At 70.5% G+C, this 16507-nt stretch carries 13 protein-coding genes; 6 read left to right on the top strand and 7 right to left on the bottom strand.

Annotated elements, in window-relative coordinates; translation table 11 throughout:
- Nucleotides 1–92: 92 nt before the first annotated feature.
- The 6 genes from BMZ47_RS09095 to BMZ47_RS28475 all read right to left on the bottom strand — a co-directional run bounded on the left by BMZ47_RS09095 (nucleotide 93) and on the right by BMZ47_RS28475 (nucleotide 6008).
- Nucleotides 93–2240: a TonB-dependent hemoglobin/transferrin/lactoferrin family receptor gene (locus BMZ47_RS09095; RefSeq protein ID WP_091861027.1), complete on the bottom strand. Its 2148-nt coding sequence runs from the start codon at nucleotides 2238–2240 to the stop codon at nucleotides 93–95.
- Between the two features lie 180 nt (nucleotides 2241–2420).
- A complete protein-coding gene (locus BMZ47_RS09100; RefSeq protein WP_091861031.1) occupies nucleotides 2421–3245 on the bottom strand; it encodes a heme ABC transporter ATP-binding protein in 825 nt (274 codons plus the stop codon).
- On the bottom strand, nucleotides 3238–4320 hold the full coding sequence (locus BMZ47_RS09105) for a FecCD family ABC transporter permease (protein ID WP_007567463.1): 1083 nt from the start codon (nucleotides 4318–4320) through the stop codon (nucleotides 3238–3240). Before BMZ47_RS09105 ends, BMZ47_RS09100 begins: the two co-directional genes overlap by 8 nt.
- A 150-nt stretch (nucleotides 4321–4470) precedes the next feature.
- The gene (locus BMZ47_RS09110) at nucleotides 4471–5364 is read right to left on the bottom strand and encodes a heme/hemin ABC transporter substrate-binding protein (protein WP_091861034.1); all 894 of its coding nucleotides are present in this window, start codon (nucleotides 5362–5364) and stop codon (nucleotides 4471–4473) included.
- On the bottom strand, nucleotides 5361–5573 hold the full coding sequence (gene hemP, locus BMZ47_RS09115) for a hemin uptake protein HemP (protein WP_007567467.1): 213 nt from the start codon (nucleotides 5571–5573) through the stop codon (nucleotides 5361–5363). The genes BMZ47_RS09110 and hemP overlap by 4 nt, the downstream gene beginning before the upstream one ends.
- Before the next feature lie 276 nt (nucleotides 5574–5849).
- A complete protein-coding gene (locus tag BMZ47_RS28475) occupies nucleotides 5850–6008 on the bottom strand; it encodes a hypothetical protein (protein WP_007567468.1) in 159 nt (52 codons plus the stop codon).
- A gap of 457 nt (nucleotides 6009–6465) precedes the next feature.
- On the opposite strand from BMZ47_RS28475, the gene BMZ47_RS09125 reads away from it, so the two are divergent.
- Nucleotides 6466–8619, top strand: a complete 2154-nt coding sequence (locus tag BMZ47_RS09125) for a TonB-dependent receptor (RefSeq protein WP_244536771.1) — start codon at nucleotides 6466–6468, stop codon at nucleotides 8617–8619.
- Between the two features lie 17 nt (nucleotides 8620–8636).
- Here BMZ47_RS09125 and BMZ47_RS09130 read toward each other — a convergent pair whose 3' ends face one another.
- A complete protein-coding gene (locus BMZ47_RS09130; RefSeq protein WP_167369016.1) occupies nucleotides 8637–9617 on the bottom strand; it encodes a PAS domain-containing protein in 981 nt (326 codons plus the stop codon).
- A gap of 685 nt (nucleotides 9618–10302) precedes the next feature.
- On the opposite strand from BMZ47_RS09130, the gene BMZ47_RS09135 reads away from it, so the two are divergent.
- The 5 genes from BMZ47_RS09135 to BMZ47_RS09155 are packed head-to-tail and all read left to right on the top strand — an operon-like array spanning nucleotide 10303 to nucleotide 16499.
- A complete protein-coding gene (locus BMZ47_RS09135) occupies nucleotides 10303–12234 on the top strand; it encodes a methyl-accepting chemotaxis protein (protein ID WP_091861045.1) in 1932 nt (643 codons plus the stop codon).
- A 31-nt stretch (nucleotides 12235–12265) separates the two neighbouring features.
- Nucleotides 12266–13864: a chemotaxis protein CheW gene (locus BMZ47_RS09140; protein ID WP_091861047.1), complete on the top strand. Its 1599-nt coding sequence runs from the start codon at nucleotides 12266–12268 to the stop codon at nucleotides 13862–13864.
- Nucleotides 13865–13916: 52 nt separating this feature from the next.
- Entirely contained in the window at nucleotides 13917–15023 is a 1107-nt protein-coding gene (gene cheB / locus BMZ47_RS09145; protein WP_091861050.1) for a chemotaxis-specific protein-glutamate methyltransferase CheB, read from the top strand.
- Nucleotides 15013–15630, top strand: a complete 618-nt coding sequence (locus BMZ47_RS09150) for a HEAT repeat domain-containing protein (protein WP_091861351.1) — start codon at nucleotides 15013–15015, stop codon at nucleotides 15628–15630. The genes cheB and BMZ47_RS09150 overlap by 11 nt, the downstream gene beginning before the upstream one ends.
- Entirely contained in the window at nucleotides 15630–16499 is an 870-nt protein-coding gene (locus tag BMZ47_RS09155; protein ID WP_091861053.1) for a CheR family methyltransferase, read from the top strand. Before BMZ47_RS09150 ends, BMZ47_RS09155 begins: the two co-directional genes overlap by 1 nt.
- Nucleotides 16500–16507 lie beyond the last annotated feature (8 nt).

The following is a 16507-nucleotide window of genomic DNA, read 5'->3' on the forward strand; positions in this document are numbered from 1 at the left end:
CGATGTCTGCTTCCGTCGATCACTGGCCGAAAAGCAGACCGGCAGCCCCCCCAAGCGGACGGCACCGGGCCTCCGATGCCCCCCCTCCCCCACTACCGCGTCGCGAACTTGAGGCTGAGCGCCGCCTTGGCGACGAGGCCGGGGCTGGCGAGCGCGTCGAGATACTGCCGGTAGCGCTTGTCGAAGACGTTCTGGACGACGAATTCGGCCTTGACCCGGTCGTCGAGGTCGTAGGACGCGAAGAGATCCACCAGCCCGTAGGCTTTCGTGGCCCGGTCCTTCGCGCCCCGGGGCAGGTCGGTGCGGGCATCCACGAGGTTCAGCCGCGTGCCGAGTTCGAGGCGGTCGCCGAGAAGGCGGAAGCCCAGGGTCGTGCTGATCCGGTCCGGCGGCACCGAGAGCAGGCTCTCGCGGGTGGTCCGGTCGCGGCCGTCGGTGTGGGTGGCGGCGAGGGTCACGAAGCCGCCGCCCCAATCGTAGGTGCCCTCCAGCTCGACGCCGGACAGGTCGGCCCGGGCCAGATTGCGGTACTGGTACGAGCGGACCGGGATCACGCAGGGGAAGCGCCCGGGCCGGGCCGCGCAGATCGCGGCCGGGATGCCGGGGATCGCCGGCGCGTAATAGGTCGGCCCGACGCCCCGCATGTCGATGAAGTTGTCGACCGCGTTGTCGAACACCGCGAGCTTGCCCCGCACCGCGTCCCCGGGGACCAGCACGGCATCGGTGCGCAGGTTGATGCCGCCCTCGACGGTGTGGGCCACCTCGGGCCGCAGCGCCGGGTTCGGCAGGATGCTGAAGGCCGGGAACGGGTGGATGCCCTGCACCAGGGTCTCGGTGATCGAGGGCGCCCGGTAGCCCTCGGCATAGGTGCCGTAGACCTCGAAGCCGGCGACCGGCGAGATCCCGAGGGTGATCTTCGGCGAGATCCGGTCGCCGCCGGCATGGTAGGCGCCGCCATCCAGGGCATAGGTGTCGTAGCGCAGGGCGCCGATCACCCGCAGCCAGGGGGCGTAGCGCATCTCGTCCTGCACGAAGGCCCCGGCCAGTTCGCGCCGCCCCGAGGGCGTGAGGGCCGCGCCGAACCCGCCGGCCCGGTCGCTGGTCCGGACCCGGTTCTCGACGAGGTCGCCGCCGAAGGTCACGACGTGGAAAAGCGGGCCGGTCTCGAAGCGGGCGGTGTCGTGGGCGTCGAACCCGGAGGTGTCGATTGTGTAGGTCAGCCGGTCGCCCGCCTTCGTGCCGAGGCGGCCATAGGTGCCCCGGGGCGAATCCGCCAGGAAGACCAGGGCGTTGCGCGTGGTCGTGGTGTAGCCGTTGAGGCTGAGGTCCACGAGCGGCACGTCCGGCCGGGCGAAGCGGTAGCCGAGGCTGTAGGTGTCGGCCTGCACCGCGTTGGCGAAGCGCGCCCCCGCGCCGCTGCTGCCGGCATTGGCGAAATCGAAGCGCTGGAGCAGAGCCGTGCCGCGGATCTCGTGGCCGTCCGCCGGCCGCACCGAGAGCTTGGCCAGCCCGGAGGTCAGCTCGTTGCCGGTGTCGCGCACCAGGGTGCCGAGGCCGTCGCGATAGGGATCGGTGGTCCGGTAGGTGAACTGGCCGAACAGGTCGGCGGCGCTGCCGATCCGGGCGCCCAGTGCCGAGGTGTTCAGGAATTTCTGGCCGTTGGTCCCGAAACCCTGCTTCTGCACGAAGCCGGCGGTCTCGTCGGGGGCGAGGATGTCGTCGATCGCGCGGGTTCGGAAGGCGACGACGCCGCCGATCGCGCCCGAGCCGTAGATCGTCGCGGTCGGGCCCCGGGTGATGTCGACGCCCCCGACCAGCTCGGGATCGAGGTAGAACACCCCGTTGGCGGAATGGCCAGAGGTCTGGAAGTCCTGGCGGGCGCCGTCGATCAGCACGTTGACCCGACCGAAATCCTGCAGTCCGCGGATGTTGATCGCCTGGGCCGGGTTGGTCTGGCTCTCCTGGGTGGTCACGCCGGGCACGTCGCGCAGGATGGTGGAGAGCCGGCTCGGCTGCAGCCGCTGGATCTGATCGTGGGTGACCACGCTGGTCCCGGACAGCGCGTCGATTGCGGCGCCGGCGGTCCTGGTGGCGGTCACCGACACGGTGTCGAGGGCGATCTCGGATTCGGGCTGCGGGCGCCCGGCCGGCGGCGCGGCGGCCTGCTGCGCCTGCGCGACGGTGAGGCTCAGAAACGAGACGCCGAGCGCGAAAAGCGCACGGCGGGAAGCATAGGACATGACGTGATCCGCGAAGGCACAGTCTAAGTGGAGCGCTGGCTGGCGGATGGCTGGCTTGCGGCCTGCCTCTTGTGCGGATGCGACCGATCAACGCAAGCGTCTCTGCGACGGCTTGCTTTTCAATGCTTCGAAGCTGCCCCTGCGTCAGCTCACAACACTTCCAGACCGCGCGATCGCGGCTCAGTTTTGTTGCGCGCTGGCAACAGTCCGGTGCGGCAGGATGAACGGCTGATCCGGGCCGGGGATGTGTCCGACCGGCCAGCGCACCCCGAACACCCGGGCGATCAGGTCGTCCCGCAGCACGTCCGCGGGCCGCCCGCTGGCGACCAGCCGGCCGCTTTCGAGGACCAGCAGCGTGTCGGCATAGGCGGCCGCGAGGTTGAGATCGTGCAGGATCGCCACCACGGCGACGCCGGAGGCCGCCAGCGCCGCGGCGGCATCGAGGAGCGCACCCTGGTGGCGCAGGTCCAGGCTCGCGGTCGGCTCGTCGAGGAACAGCACCTGCCGGTCGGACACCGTGCGGCCGGCCTCCATCTGGCAGAGCACCCGGGCGAACTGCACCCGGGCCTGCTCGCCGCCCGACAGGGTCGGGTAGGCCCGGGCCGCGAGATGGGCGATGTCGGCCCGGTCGAGGGCGCGGGCCAGGATCGCGTCGCGGTCGCGGGGCTTGAGGCCCCGGCCGATCCCGTCGAGCCCGATCCGGGCCACGTCGGCGGCGGCGAACGGGAAGGCGAGGCGCGCGGCCTGCGGCAGCACCGCCCGCATCGCGGCGAGCCGCCAGGCCGGGATCGCGCCCACCGCTTCGCCCCCGTAGGCGACCTGCCCGCGGGTGGGGCGCAGCTCGCCGCAGAGCAGGCGCAGCAGGGTCGACTTGCCGGCGCCGTTCGGGCCGACGATCACCTGCAGGGAGCCGGCGGCCACGTCGAGGGACACGTCGCGCACGAGGTCGCGCCCGGCCACATTGACGGTGAGGTCGCGGGCGGAGAGCAGGGCCGACTCAGGCATCGGCGGCGACCCGCGCCCGGCCGAGCAGCAACCACAGGAAGACCGGCGCGCCGACCAGCGCGGTGACGATCCCGATCGGCAGCTCGGCCGGCGCCGCGACCAGCCGGGCGACGACGTCGGCCAGCACCAGGAACGCGCCGCCGAGCAGCGCCGAGGCCGGCAGCAGCAGGCGATGCTCCGGGCCGATCGCCAAGCGCAGGGCGTGGGGCACGACCAGGCCGACGAAGCCGATCACCCCGGCGCCCGCGACGCTCGCCCCCACGGCGACGGCGACCAGGAAGATGCAGGCGCGCTTCAGCCGCTCCACCGGGATCCCGAGATGGAACGCCTCCGCCTCTCCGAGCACCAGGGCGTTGAGGCCGCGCCCGAGGAACGGCACCGCGACCAGAACCGGGAGGATCAATGGCGCGGAGGCCGCGACCTTGCCCCAGGTGGCGCCGCTCAGGCTGCCCAGCGACCAGAAGGTGAGATCGCGCAATTGCCGGTCGTCGCTCGCATAGGTCAGCAGGCCGGTGAGCGCGCCGCTCAGCGCCCCCAGGGCGATGCCGGCGAGCAGCATCGTCGCCACCGCGGTCCGCCCGGACCGGGTCGCCAGAGCGTAGAGGATCAGGGTCGCGCTCAAGCCGCCCAGGAAGGCGCCGGCCGGCAGGGCGAGATAGGGCAGCGGCCCGGGCAGGCCGGCATAGGCCAGCAGCCGGTCGCCCAGCACGATGATGCAGGCGGCGGCAAAGCCCGCCCCCGACGAGACCCCGACGAGGGCCGGGTCGGCCAGGGGATTGCGGAACAGCCCCTGCATCAGCGCGCCCGAGACCGCGAGCCCGGCGCCGATCATCAGCCCCAGCAGGGTGCGGGGCAGCCGGATATTGAGCACCACCAGGGCGTCGCGCGCCAGCGCCGGATCGGCGCCGCCACCGGTCAGAACCGCCAGGACCCGCTCCGGCGGGATGCGGATCGCCCCGAGGCTGACCGAGAGCAGCGCGACGGCGAGCATCAGCAGGGTGAGCCCCGCCAGCACCCACGGGAGCGCGGCGCGGGGGTTCCGCAGACCCCGGGAATCTCCCGATCGCCCCCTCATCCTGAGGTGCTTTCGCGCAGCGGAAGCCTCGAAGGAGCCCTCCAGATGTCACCGCGATCGCTGGAGGGCTCCTCCGAGGCCCAACGATCGTCGATCGCCGGGCACCTCAGGATGAGGTCGAGATGGGGACAACCGTCGTCAAAGAAAAGCTCACTCACCCGGCAGGCCCGGATAGACCGCACGCATCAGCTCGATCGCGGCCTGCGGGGTGCGCGGCCCGAAGCCCAGGAGGTAGAGGCCGTCCATGGCGATCAGGCGACTTTGCGCGCCGGCCGGGGTCCGGCCCAGGGCGGTGTCGGGGGCGAAGATCGTGTCGGGCCTGGGCGGCTCCGGGCCGTTCTGCATCATCACCACCGCGTCGGGAGCGGCGGCCACGATGGCCTCGTCGGTCATCGGCTTGAACCCGGAAACGCCGGCGGCCGCGTTGGTGATGCCGGCGAGCGCCAGCATGCCGTCCGCGGTGGAGCCGGCGCCGCCCACCACCGTGCGCCCGCCCTGCAGGGACAGGACCACGATCGCCCGGGCCGGCCTCTCGATCCGGGCGCGGCGGGCCGCGACCTCGGCGAAGCGGGCGCGCACCTCGGCGGCGAGGGAATCGGCCTCCGACTCGAGGCCGGCGAGGCGCCCGATCACGGCGATCTTGTCGAGGACGCCCTCCGGGCTCGGCGGCTCGGCCACGGTCTCGACCCGCAGGCCGGCCTCGCGCAGCTGCGCCAGCACGGCGGGCGGGCCGGCGCCGTCGGCGGCGATCACCAGATCGGGCCCGCAGGCGAGCAGGCCCTCGGCCGAGAGCGCCCGCAGGTAGCCGACATTCGGCTTCTCGCGCAGGGCCTCGGGCGGGTAGAGGCTGGTGGTGTCCACCGCCACGATCCGCGGGCCGGCGCCGATCCGGTACAGGATCTCGGTGACGGCGCCCCCCAGGGCGGCGATCCGGGCGGCCTTCGCCGCGGCGGCGGCTCCGCGGGGGGCGAGCGCCACGGCGGCGGCGGCGGCGGCGGCGGCGGCCAGGAGGGAACGGCGCGACCAGGCGGGGGCGATCGTCATTTGGTCAGGATCAGCTTGTCGTTGGCGGTGATGCGGAGCCGGTACCGCTGGCCGGCATGCCGGATGACGATCTCGCGGCGCCCCCGCAGGAGGCTCGCCGACACGATCTCCTCGTCCCGCTCTGAAGCCAAGGCGCGGAGCGCCAGATGCGGATCCCCGCGACCGTCGGCGCGCGCAACCCGGTTCTCATCCCCGTCCAGACCGGACATCTTCAGGAAGCCTCAGATTCGTTCTTTGTAACACTTCGAAATACAAAGACACGTGGCAGAGGCCGAACCATAGGGGCGATCTGCGGCAAATACCAGAGCCGACCCCGTCGGGATAACCTTGCGCAGATCCAGTCTAGTCAGATTGATCTTCGCTGCGCTCCGTCGTCGCCGGGGCGGGGGAAGACTGCACCGCCGGGCCTGAATGGCGACGCTGGTCGGTCGATCCGCCGGTCTCGGCCGCGAAAACCGGTCCGGTGTGCCGGGTCCGCGGCGGCCTCAGCCGAACAGGGGCAGGCCCGCGCCGATGATGACGAGCCCGAGCACGATCAGGCTGCCGCCCGCGCTCTCCAGGGTCGCCTGCTGCACCGACCGCTTCGGGGCGATGCCCGCCAGGGTCGCGCCGGTGACGAGGCAGAGGACGCTCAGGATGGTCATGACAGGCGCCTCCAGCGGCCGGACTTCGGACACGCGCAACGGTTTCGGTCCGGATAAGGATGCAGCGCCGGCCTTAATGAACGGTCCACGCGGATCTTCGGGCGCGGGACCGATGGCCCGGTCGTGCCGTTCCGGGCACGGCTCCCGATGCGGAGACATGGCTGCGCGCGCATCCGTCAAGCACAGCCCATCGAACCACAACGAAGCACCCGAGAGCCATCAAATACAAGTCGGAAGCTTCCCACCAATTCTGAACTGCAGATTGATTTTAGAGTTTGTAAAAATTCAAAACTTGACGAATCATTTGCGGATGCCGCCCGAGATCTCTAGGTGAACCCCGTTTTCACTCGGACACCTCGAATCCATGACCTCGCCCGCTTCGCATGTCTTCGGCCCATCCCGCCGGGATCGGGCACCGGGGATACGCGCGCGATGCGGCCTGCGCAGGCCGGCGCTGGTGGCCGGCCTGTCGGTCGTCGCGATCGGCCGGGCGCTGGCGCAGGATCCGGTCGGCGTGGAGGTGCAGGCCGTGACGCTCGACGAGCTCTCGGTGGAAACGCACAACCGGACCGCCCGGAATCCGGGCCTGCCGCCGCCCACCGGCACGATCGGCCAGCCGCCGGCCCCGTTCGCCGGCGGCCAGGTCGCCAGCGGCGGGCGCGTCGGGTTCCTGGGCAACCGCAGCGTGTTCGACACGCCGTTCACGCAATCGAACTACACCGCGGCGCTGATCCGCGACCAGCAGGCCCAGACGGTCAGCGACGTCCTGGCGAACAATGCCTCGGTCCGCGGGCAGCAACCGCCATTCAGCGCGCAGCAGAACATCATGGTCCGGGGGTTCTGGGTGAACGCCCGGGACTTCGCGTTCGACGGCCTGTACGGCATCTCCTCCGCCTATCAGCCCGCGATCGAGGGAATCGAGCGGATCGAGGTGCTGAGCGGCCCCGGCGCCTTCCTGTACGGGTTCCCGCCCTCCGGGAGCGCGGTCGGCGTGATCAACCTCGTGCCCAAGCGCGCGCCCGAGACGCCCCTGACCAGCGTGACGGCGCAGTACCTGTCGACCGGCAATGGCGGCGGGACGTTCGATATTGGCCGGCGCTTCGGGGACGGCAACGCCGTCGGCGTCCGGGTCAACGGCGCCTACCGGGAGGGGGCGACCCCGATCGATCGTCAACGCGAAGGCTTCGGCGTCCTGACGGCCGGGCTCGATTTCCGCGGCGACGCCCTCCGGCTCAGCCTCGATGCGGGCTACGAGCACCTCGATTTCGACGCCCAGAGCAACGGGCTCACGGTCCTACCGGGCGTCCAGATCCCGCGGGCGCCCAAGCTGACCCGCAACATCCAGCAGCCCTGGGAGCGCGCCGATATCGAGCAGGGCTTCGGCGTCCTGCGGGCCGAATACGACCTGACACCGGACGCGACGCTGTTCGGCGCGGTCGGCGGATCGGTCGCGACGCGCGATTTCCTCGGCGCGCAACCGACGATCACGAGCCGACTCGGCGCGGTGTCGCTCCAGACGGGGGTGATCTCCGCCGAGAACCGGCAATGGACTGGCGAGGCCGGCATCCGCGGCCGCTTCCGGACCGGGCCGGTCGATCACGCGGTCGCATTCGTGGCCACGCATTACGCGGCGACGGAGCCGTTCGCCACCACCACGGGTGCGCGCTTCGCCTCGTCGCTCGACGCGCCGGTCCTCGTGCCCCGGCCGTATCAGGCGCCCGCCGCCCTCCAGTTGATCAGCCTGTCGCAACTCCAGGGGCTCGCGGTCACCGACACCGCCTCGATCCTCGACGGACGCGTCCAGCTGATGGCCGGCGGCCGTTTCCTGGCGGCGAAGCGCGATAACGCGCTGCCCGCAGGCGGCTTCTCGTCCCGCTACGACAAATCGGCCGCGACCCCGATGGCGGCTCTGGTCATCAAGCCGTGGGACAGGCTCTCCCTCTACGCGAGCTACGCGGAGGGGTACGGGTTCGGGCCGTCCGCGCCCGTCACGGCGCGCAATGCCGGCGCGTCGTTCCCGCCGGTGGTGACGAGCCAGATCGAGACCGGGGCGAAGCTCGATCTCGACCCCGTCGGCGTCACCCTGGCCTTCTTCGAGATCGCCCAGCCCTCCGGGATCGTCGATCCGCGGACCCGGCTCTTCGGGCTGAACGGCGAGCAGCGCAACCAGGGCATCGACCTGGGCCTGTTCGGCGCGCCGGCAGAGGGCTTTCGCGTGCTCGGCGGCCTGACGCTGGTCGACGGGCGCCTGACCAAGACCGCGGCGGGCCTGTTCAACGGCCATGTCGCACCCGGCGTGCCCAGCGTGCAGGCCAATCTCGGCGCCGAAGTGGACCTGCCGGCCTGGATCCTGCCGGGCGTGACCATGACGGGGCGGGTGATCTACACGGCGTCCCAATACTACGATCAGGCCAACACCCAGACGATTCCGGACTGGACCCGCCTCGACCTCGGCATCCGCTACAGCTTCCGGGCGAACGGCACGCCGTTGACGGCCCGGTTCAACGTCGAGAACGCCGCCGGGGCGCGGTACTGGGGCTCGACCGCCCAGAGCGTGCTGAGCTACGGCACGCCGCGGACCTTCCTGGCCTCCCTGACGGCGGATTTCTGAAACCCAGCGTACCTGGCCTAGCTCCGCGGGAAGCGCCGGAGGTCGATCTCGATGGCGATCCGGTCGGCGCCGATCGCGGAGAACCGGATCCCGGCGCTCTCGAAGGTCTGCCGCACCGCCTGCCGGATCCGCGGACGCGGGCTCTCGCCGAACTCCTCCATCCGGCGGACGCTGGAGCCCGAGACCCCCGAGGCCGCCGCGAGGTCCTGGATCGACCAGCCGATGACCGCCCGGGCGCCGCGGATCAGCGGCCCGAGCGCGGCATCCGGCACCGCGTCGCGCGCGTCCTCCGGGACCGCGAGCACGAGCCCGAACCATTCGCGCACGGATCCGTCGGGCTCGGTCTGCGCCGCGCCCCGGCCGCTGAACCGGCGATACGTCCCGTCCGCGCCGCGGATGCGATACTCCGCACGGTAGGGCGTGCCGGTGGTCCGGGCCGCCTGCCAGGCGGCCAGGGCGGACCGGCGGTCGTCGGGATGAAGCGCGTCGAGCCAGCCGAGCCCCGCCATCTCGGCGGCGCTCTGCCCGGTCAGCTGCTCCCAGCCGGCCGCCATCTCAATCTCCCCGGCGGGATGGGCCGACCAGGTCGCGGCGGTGACCGCCCGCAGGACGCCGGTCTGGCGGCCCTGCATCCAGGCCGTGATCTCCCGGGCCTCGTGCGGCGCCGTGGTGTCGAGCAGGACGCCGTCCGTGCGCGCGGGCCGCGCATCGGGTCCGAGCACGACGTCGGTCTTCAGGGCGACCCAGCGGACCGTGTGGTCGGGCCGGATGATCCGGAATTCCCGGTCGACCGCATGGCCGAGCTGGATCAGGTCCCAGAGGTCCGCTTGCCCGGCCTGGTCGTCGGGATGGATCAGCCGGCGGAACAGGCTGCGCAGATCGTCCGCGAGCGGAAGCCCGGTCACCCGGTGGAAGCCCTGGGACCCCCAGAGGCGGCGGGTCGCGATATCGAACGACCAGAAGCCGACCCCGCCCCGCTCCTCGACCAGCTTCAGCATCTGATAAGACGAAAGAGGAATTCCCTCTACGATATTATCATTATCGAACGCTGAAATTTGATCATGTTTCATCTAAACGAACTCAAACTGAGCACATGACGATCGGAGCCGGCGCTATAAAGATCTATATCCAACCCGCAGTGTTTTCCATCGGACAGTATTCCATCCCCGGATCTTGTAACGCAGCGGCGGCCGCCTTCGCTAGCTCAAGCTGAGCAGTGCTTCGCTGCGGTGCCGACATGGCGCCGGGCGCCCCATTCTCCGCAGGCCGGGCACGCGGCCCGGCGGGCGCCACCCGGGCTCGCATGGCGCGCCGTCTACTTAAAGTTTTGGATCCCGTCCAGGCCGTCGCCAAGATCCCGAACCGGCCGTCCGGCAAAGTGAACCGATTCTGATCAAGTTCGGTCGATCCGGAAAATTTTACGCTCATGCTGAGCAGATTTCTCTCAGAAAAAAACTTGTGACGTGGCCGCGTTTGTATAAAGATTATGATCTCATTAGTCTATGTCTGTCATAGTATATTCATATGACGTGGTGATCCGCGGTTTTCTATAGCACATCATCTAAGCACATCCCTGACAGGATCGAAAACAAGCTTCTCGACCAACGGTTCATCTGAATACCAACACACCCGCCTCTCCCGAGCGGTGGGACATCCTCTGCACCCGACTGAAGGCGTCGACACATGGCTCTTGCGAAGAAATCCGCCATCCACACCATGCCGGCGGCGACCGCCCCGCGGGAGAGTGTTTCGGCCCCCATGGGCCGGTCGCACCTCGTCGCCGAGGCGGAGAAGCGCAAGGCCCGGACCTTCGCGCGCCAGCAGAAGGCCGCCGAGCGGATCGCCTCGGCCACCGCCGAGCTGTCCAGCGGGATCGCCGAGGCGGCGGCCGCGGCCGAGGAGCTGCGCAAGGCCTCCGAGCAGATCGGCGTCGGCGCCGAGCAGGCGGCGGGCGCCGCGCAGGAGACCATGAAGGCGGTGAACCAGGGGGCGGTCCTGATCCAGGCCGCCAAGGAGAACGCCACCACGTCCCTGCGCAAGACCGAGGCCCTGTCCGATCTCGTCGTCCAGACCGCGGCGCAGATCGACACGTCTGTTGCGGCGATCACCAAGGCGTCCGAGCGCCAGGAGGCGTCGGTGAAGCTGGTCGAGGAGCTCGACCGGCAGGCCAGCGCCATCGGCGAGATCGTGAAGGCGGTCGCCCGCATCGCCGACCAGACCAACCTGCTGGCGCTCAACGCCGCCATCGAGGCGGCCCGGGCCGGCCAGCACGGCAAGGGCTTCGCGGTGGTCGCCGACGAGGTCCGCACCCTGGCCGAGACCAGCGAGAAATCCGCCCGCGACATCCAGGCGCTCGTGGCGCAGATCCAGGCCGACGTGAAGGTCGCGGCCGACGGGATCAGCCAGTCGGCGATCTCGGCCCGCTCCCAGGTCGAGACCGGCCGGGCGGTCACCACCCAGCTCGACCGGGTGCGCACCGACATGGCCGAGATCATCGCGGGCTGCGGCGACCTGGCCCGGGCCGCCGACGAATCGGCCACCGCCGCCACCGAGGCGCAGAAGGGCGCCGAGATCATCGCGGCCGCGGCCGAGGAGCAGAGCGCGGCCTGCCAGGAGGCCGGCAAGATGGTCGAGCAGCAGACCACGGCGCTGTCGCAGAGCGAGGACGCCGCCCAGGAGCTGTCCGGCCTCGCCGAGGAGCTGAAGAACAGCACCAATATCGGCAAGAGCGCCGAGGAGGTCGCCTCCGCGGCGGAGGAGCTGTCCAGCGCCGTCGAGGAGATCAACCGCGCCGCCGGCCAGGTCACGATCGCCCTCGACCAGATCACCAAAGGCGCGCAGCAGCAATCGGCCGCGACCCAGCAATCCTCGGCCGCGATCGCGCAGATCGAGCGGCGCGCCCAGGTGACCCAGGACCTGGCGGGCGCCGCCGTGGAGAAGGCGCAGGCGATCGCGGAGATGCTGAACGAGAACAAGGGGCTGGTCGACGCGATGATCGACGGTCTGGAGAAATCCGTCGAGGCGGGCCGCGTGAGCCGCGATCAGGTCGCCGCGCTCGAGCAGGTCAGCCGGCGCATCGACAAGATCGTCGACGCCATCACCACGGTCTCGATCCAGACCAACATGCTGGCGGTCAACGGCTCGGTCGAGGCGGCCCGCGCCGGCGAGTTCGGCAAGGGGTTCGCGGTGGTCTCGACCGATATCCGCAACCTCGCCCGGGATTCCGCCGAGAACGCCGAGCGGATCAAGGACACGGTCAAGACCATCCAGGACACGATCGTGTTCGTGCGCGGCGATATCCAGGAGATCGCCGACGGCGCCGCCAACGAGGTCGAGAAGAGCCTCGCCATCTCCCGGAACTTCGACGCCGTGATCAAGGACATGGACGAGGTGCTGGGCGGCAACCGGGAGATCCTGACCGGCGCCGGCGGCATCGTCCGCATGGTCCAGGAGGTCCAGACGGCGATCGAGCAGGTCGCCGCCGCGGCCCAGCAGGCGGCGCGGACCTCCGCCGAGGCCGGGACCGCCGCCGCCGAGCAGGGCAAGGGCGCCGAGCAGCTCGCCGCCGCGATCGAGGAGATCGCCTCGCTCGCCGACGAGCTCCAGGCCGCCTGAGCCGAACCGCCCGGAGAGCGAAAGACCGACCATGGCAGACGCAGCAGCTCAGGCGGTGCAGGCGCCGGATCCCGGGTTCACGCCCGATCCGGCGGAGGCCGCCGCACGGCCCGACCACGCGGACGACCGCAGCGAGGCCCGTCAGTTCGTGATCTTCCACGTCGAGACGGAGATGTTCGCCGTCGCGCTGGCCGACGTGCAGGAGATCATCCGGATCCCCGAGGTGGTGCGGGTGCCGTTCAGCCCCGCCTCGCTGCTGGGGCTCGCCAACCTGCGGGGCACGGTCCTGCCGGTGCTGAACCTGCGGGACGTGTTCGCCTTCCCGCCGGTGCTGAACGACGACGCCACCCGGGTCGTCGTGCTCGACCAGGGCAATCCGATCGGCCTCGTGGTCGACCGGATGGCCAATGTCGTCACCGTCGATCCCGACCGGATCGAGCCGACCTCGGCGATCGAGGGCAGCGTCGACACCGCGCTCCTGACCGGGATGATCAAGGGCGACGACGGCCGCTCGATGGTGATGATCCTGGACGCGGCCCAGCTGGTGAGCCGCGAGTTCAGCCAGATCGCCGCGAAGGTCCGCCGGGCCGCCGGCCAGGTCCAGGCCGCCGACGCGGATTCCGCCGCCCGGGCCGAGGTCGAGGCCGACGAGGACCAGCTCGTGAGCTTCGAGGTGGCGGGGCAGGAATACGCCTTTCCGATCGAGCGGGTGCAGGAGATCGTGCAGCTGCCCGAGCGCCTGACCCACGTCCCGAACGCGCCGCCCCACGTGCTCGGGGTCATCACCCTGCGCAACCGCCTGCTGCCGCTCGTATCGCTGCGCGAGATGTTCGGCCTCGAGGCCAAGGCATTCACCGAGACCAACAAGGTCGTGGTGGTGTCCCTCGGCGAGGGCGGGACCCTGTCGGTCGGCGTCGTGATGGACAGCGTCAAGGAGGTGCTGCGGGTCAGCCGCAGCCTCGTCGAGCCGATGCCGGCGCTGCTGTCGCAGGACGGCGGCATGGACGAGATCCAGGCGATCTGCCGGCTGCAGGAGGGGCGGCGCCTCGTCTCCGTCCTGTCGGTCGAGAAGATGTTCGACACCAGCGCGCTGCGCAAGCTGGCCGCCACGGAGGACGAGGGCATGCGGGCCGAGGGACGACAGGACGGGGACGAGCGCCAGGACGCCGCCGACGAGGAGCAGTTCGTCGTGTTCCGGCTGATGGGCGAGGAATACGGCGTGCCGATCGAGGCGGTGCAGGAGATCGTCCGCGTCCCGGACGAGCTGACCCGCATCCCCAAGGCGCCGTCCTTCGTGGAGGGGGTGATCAACCTGCGCGGCGTCGTCCTGCCGGTGGTCGACCAGCGCCGCCGCTTCAACCTCGCCGAGGCGGAGCGCAACGACCGGCAGCGGATCATGGTCTTCACCGTCCGCGGCGTCCGGACCGGCTTCATCGTCGACTCGGTCTCCGAGGTGATGCGGATCTCGGCCAAGGCGATCGGCGACGCGCCCAACCTCTCGGACGCGCAGCAGCGCCTGATCCGCCGGGTCGCCAACCTGGAGAGCCAGAAGCGCATGGTGCTGCTGCTCGACACGATGCAGCTCCTCGACACGCAGGAAGCCGCCGCCGTCCGGCTCACCACCCACTGAGCGCGGGGCCGCCGCCCCGTCATCCCGACCCGTCCCGCCGGAAAGACCCCGCATGATCCGCGCCCTCGTGGCCGACGATTCCGCCCTGATGCGCAGGCACCTCACGCAGCTCCTCGAAGCGGCGGGCGGCTTCACGGTCCAGACGGCCCGCAACGGCGTCGAGGTGCTGGAGGCGCTCAAAAGCTTCGATCCGCACGTGATCACCCTCGACGTCAACATGCCGGAGATGGACGGGATCACCTGCCTGTCGCGGATCATGAGCGAGGATCCGCGGCCGGTGGTGATGGTCTCGTCGCTGACCGAGGAAGGCGCCGAGACGACCCTGCAGGCGCTGAGCCTCGGGGCGGTCGATTTCGTCCAGAAGCCCGGCGGCACGATCTCCCTGTCGATCGACCAGATCCACCGCGAGCTTCTGCTGAAGGTCCGCAGCGCCGCGACCACCCGGGTCCGCCGCAGCACCGGCCTGCGCGGGCGCCTGGCCGCCCAGCGCCGCCGTCCCGCCCCGCCGCCGCCGTCGGCCCAGGTCTCCTTCGCGGGCGGTCGCCCCGGGCTGGTGCTGGTCGGCGTGTCCACGGGCGGCCCCGGGGTGCTGGAGGACATCCTGCCGCGCCTGCCGGCGGACTTCCCCTGGCCGATCCTGGTCGCCCAGCACATGCCGAGCAGCTTCACCGGGGTCTTCGCCCGGCGGCTGAACGACCTCTGCGCGGTCTCGGTGGTGGAGGTCGCCCGGCAGATGCCGGTCGAGCCCGGCACGGTCTACATCGCCAAGGGGGATGCCGACCTCGTCGTGACCCGCCGCGGCATCGGCTATTCCGCGACGCCGCTGCCGCAGAGCGACACGCATATCTGGCATCCGAGCGTCGCCCGCATGGTCGAGAGCGCGCTCGCCCTGCTCCCGGCCAACCGGCTGATCGCCGTGCAGCTCACCGGCATGGGCGACGACGGCGCCGAGGCCATGGCCCGGCTGCGCGCCGGCGGCGGCCTGACCATCGCGCAGGACGAGGAGACGAGCGTCGTCTTCGGGATGCCGCAGGAACTGATCAAGCGCGGCGGGGCCAGCGTGGTCCTGCCGAGCGACGCGATCGCAGAGCAGCTTATCGGGTGGCTCGGTGCCCCGGAGGCCGGGGCTCTGGCCGGGGGACGCCGCCGTGGGACTTAAGAAGCCGACCGCTCCGCCGAAGACCGAGGCCGAGGCGCCGCACGCGGATCTCGCCGGGCTCAAGGCCGCCCTCGCCGCCCCGGAGGCCGGCGAGCGCCGCCGGGCCGCCCGGGAACTCGGCGCGTTCCCGGAGGCCGGGCCGCTGCTCTGCGCGCATCTCGCGCGCGAGCCGGCCGCCAGCGTCCGGGCCGTCATCCTGACGACCCTGATCCGCCTCAAGTCGCCTGCCGTGGTGGAGGGCCTGCTGCCGCTGCTGCGCAGCGAGGACAGCGCCCTGCGCAACGCCGCGATCGAGGCGCTCCAGGAGATGCCCATGGAGGTCGAGCCGCATGTCGCCGACCTGCTGGCCGATCCCGACAGCGACGTCCGCATCCTGGCGGTGAACATGCTGAGCCTGCTGCCGCACCCGAAGGCGCCGGACTGGCTGGCCGAGGTCGTGGCGCGCGAGGCGCATATCAACGTCTGCGCCGCGGCGGTCGACGGCCTGGCCGAGATCGGCAACGAGCGCGCGATCGCGCCGCTCCAGGCCCTGGCCGCGCGCTTCCCCGAAGTGCCGTTCATCCGCTTCGCGGCCGCCGCGGCGATCCGCCGGATCGGAGGGTCGTGATGCAGCCGCCCCGTTCCCACGGCCAGACCGCCCCGGCGATCCAGGTCACCGAGGAGGAGTACGAGAAGTTCTACGAATATTTCTACCGCCGCACGGGCATCTCGTTCAGCGGCAAGAAGGAGTATTTCGTCGAGAAGCGGCTTCTGGAGCGGATCGCCAAGACCGGGAGCGACAGCTTCAAGTCGTATTTCACCCTGTTGCGCTTCCAGGCCTCGGGCGAGGAGCTGCAGCATCTCGTCAACCTGATGACGGTCAACGAGACCTACTTCTTCCGCGAGGATTACCAGTTCGACGCCCTGGTGCGGGGCATCCTGCCGGAGATCACCCGGACGCGCCGGCCCGGCGGGACGCTGCGGATCTGGTCGATGCCGTGCTCGACCGGCGAGGAGCCGTACTCGATCGCGATCCAGATCCTCGAAAACTGGTCCCGGGCGGACGAGTTCGACATCGAGATCACCGGGTCGGACATCGATTCCCGGGTGCTCGCCGATGCCCGCAAGGGGATCTACGGCAACCGCTCCCTGCAGCGGCTGTCGCCGGAGCTGCGCAAGAAGTATTTCCGGTCGGTCGGCGAGGACCAGTTCGAGATCCACGAGGAGCTGCGCAGCTCCATCGATTTCTCGATCGCCAACCTGTCGGACCCGATCCACATGCATCGCTACCGGGCGATGGACGTGATCTTCTGCCGTAACCTGCTGATCTATTTCGATGATACGTCCCGACGCGCCGCGGTCGAAGCGCTCTACGAATGCCTGACCCCGGGCGGCTTCATCTGCCTGGGCCATTCGGAGAGCATGAGCCGCATGTCGTCGATGTTCCTGCCGCGCAAGTTCGGCGACACGATCGTCTACCAAAGACCGATCGATTAGGATTGAGG

This window comes from Methylobacterium brachiatum (genome assembly GCF_900113845.1).
GTDB lineage: Bacteria > Pseudomonadota > Alphaproteobacteria > Rhizobiales > Beijerinckiaceae > Methylobacterium > Methylobacterium brachiatum.

Bases quoted from the DNA above. Each gene is read 5' to 3' on its own strand.
- BMZ47_RS09155 (WP_091861053.1), top strand. From the start codon at position 15,630: ATGCAGCCGCCCCGTTCCCACGGCCAGACCGCCCCGGCGATCCAGGTC.
- BMZ47_RS09105 (WP_007567463.1), bottom strand. From the start codon at position 4,320: ATGAGGGGGCGATCGGGAGATTCCCGGGGTCTGCGGAACCCCCGCGCC.
- hemP (WP_007567467.1), bottom strand. From the start codon at position 5,573: ATGTCCGGTCTGGACGGGGATGAGAACCGGGTTGCGCGCGCCGACGGT.
- cheB (WP_091861050.1), top strand. From the start codon at position 13,917: ATGATCCGCGCCCTCGTGGCCGACGATTCCGCCCTGATGCGCAGGCAC.
- BMZ47_RS28475 (WP_007567468.1), bottom strand. From the start codon at position 6,008: ATGACCATCCTGAGCGTCCTCTGCCTCGTCACCGGCGCGACCCTGGCG.
- BMZ47_RS09110 (WP_091861034.1), bottom strand. From the start codon at position 5,364: ATGACGATCGCCCCCGCCTGGTCGCGCCGTTCCCTCCTGGCCGCCGCC.
- BMZ47_RS09130 (WP_167369016.1), bottom strand. From the start codon at position 9,617: ATGCTGAAGCTGGTCGAGGAGCGGGGCGGGGTCGGCTTCTGGTCGTTC.
- BMZ47_RS09135 (WP_091861045.1), top strand. From the start codon at position 10,303: ATGGCTCTTGCGAAGAAATCCGCCATCCACACCATGCCGGCGGCGACC.
- BMZ47_RS09140 (WP_091861047.1), top strand. From the start codon at position 12,266: ATGGCAGACGCAGCAGCTCAGGCGGTGCAGGCGCCGGATCCCGGGTTC.
- BMZ47_RS09095 (WP_091861027.1), bottom strand. From the start codon at position 2,240: ATGTCCTATGCTTCCCGCCGTGCGCTTTTCGCGCTCGGCGTCTCGTTT.
- BMZ47_RS09100 (WP_091861031.1), bottom strand. From the start codon at position 3,245: ATGCCTGAGTCGGCCCTGCTCTCCGCCCGCGACCTCACCGTCAATGTG.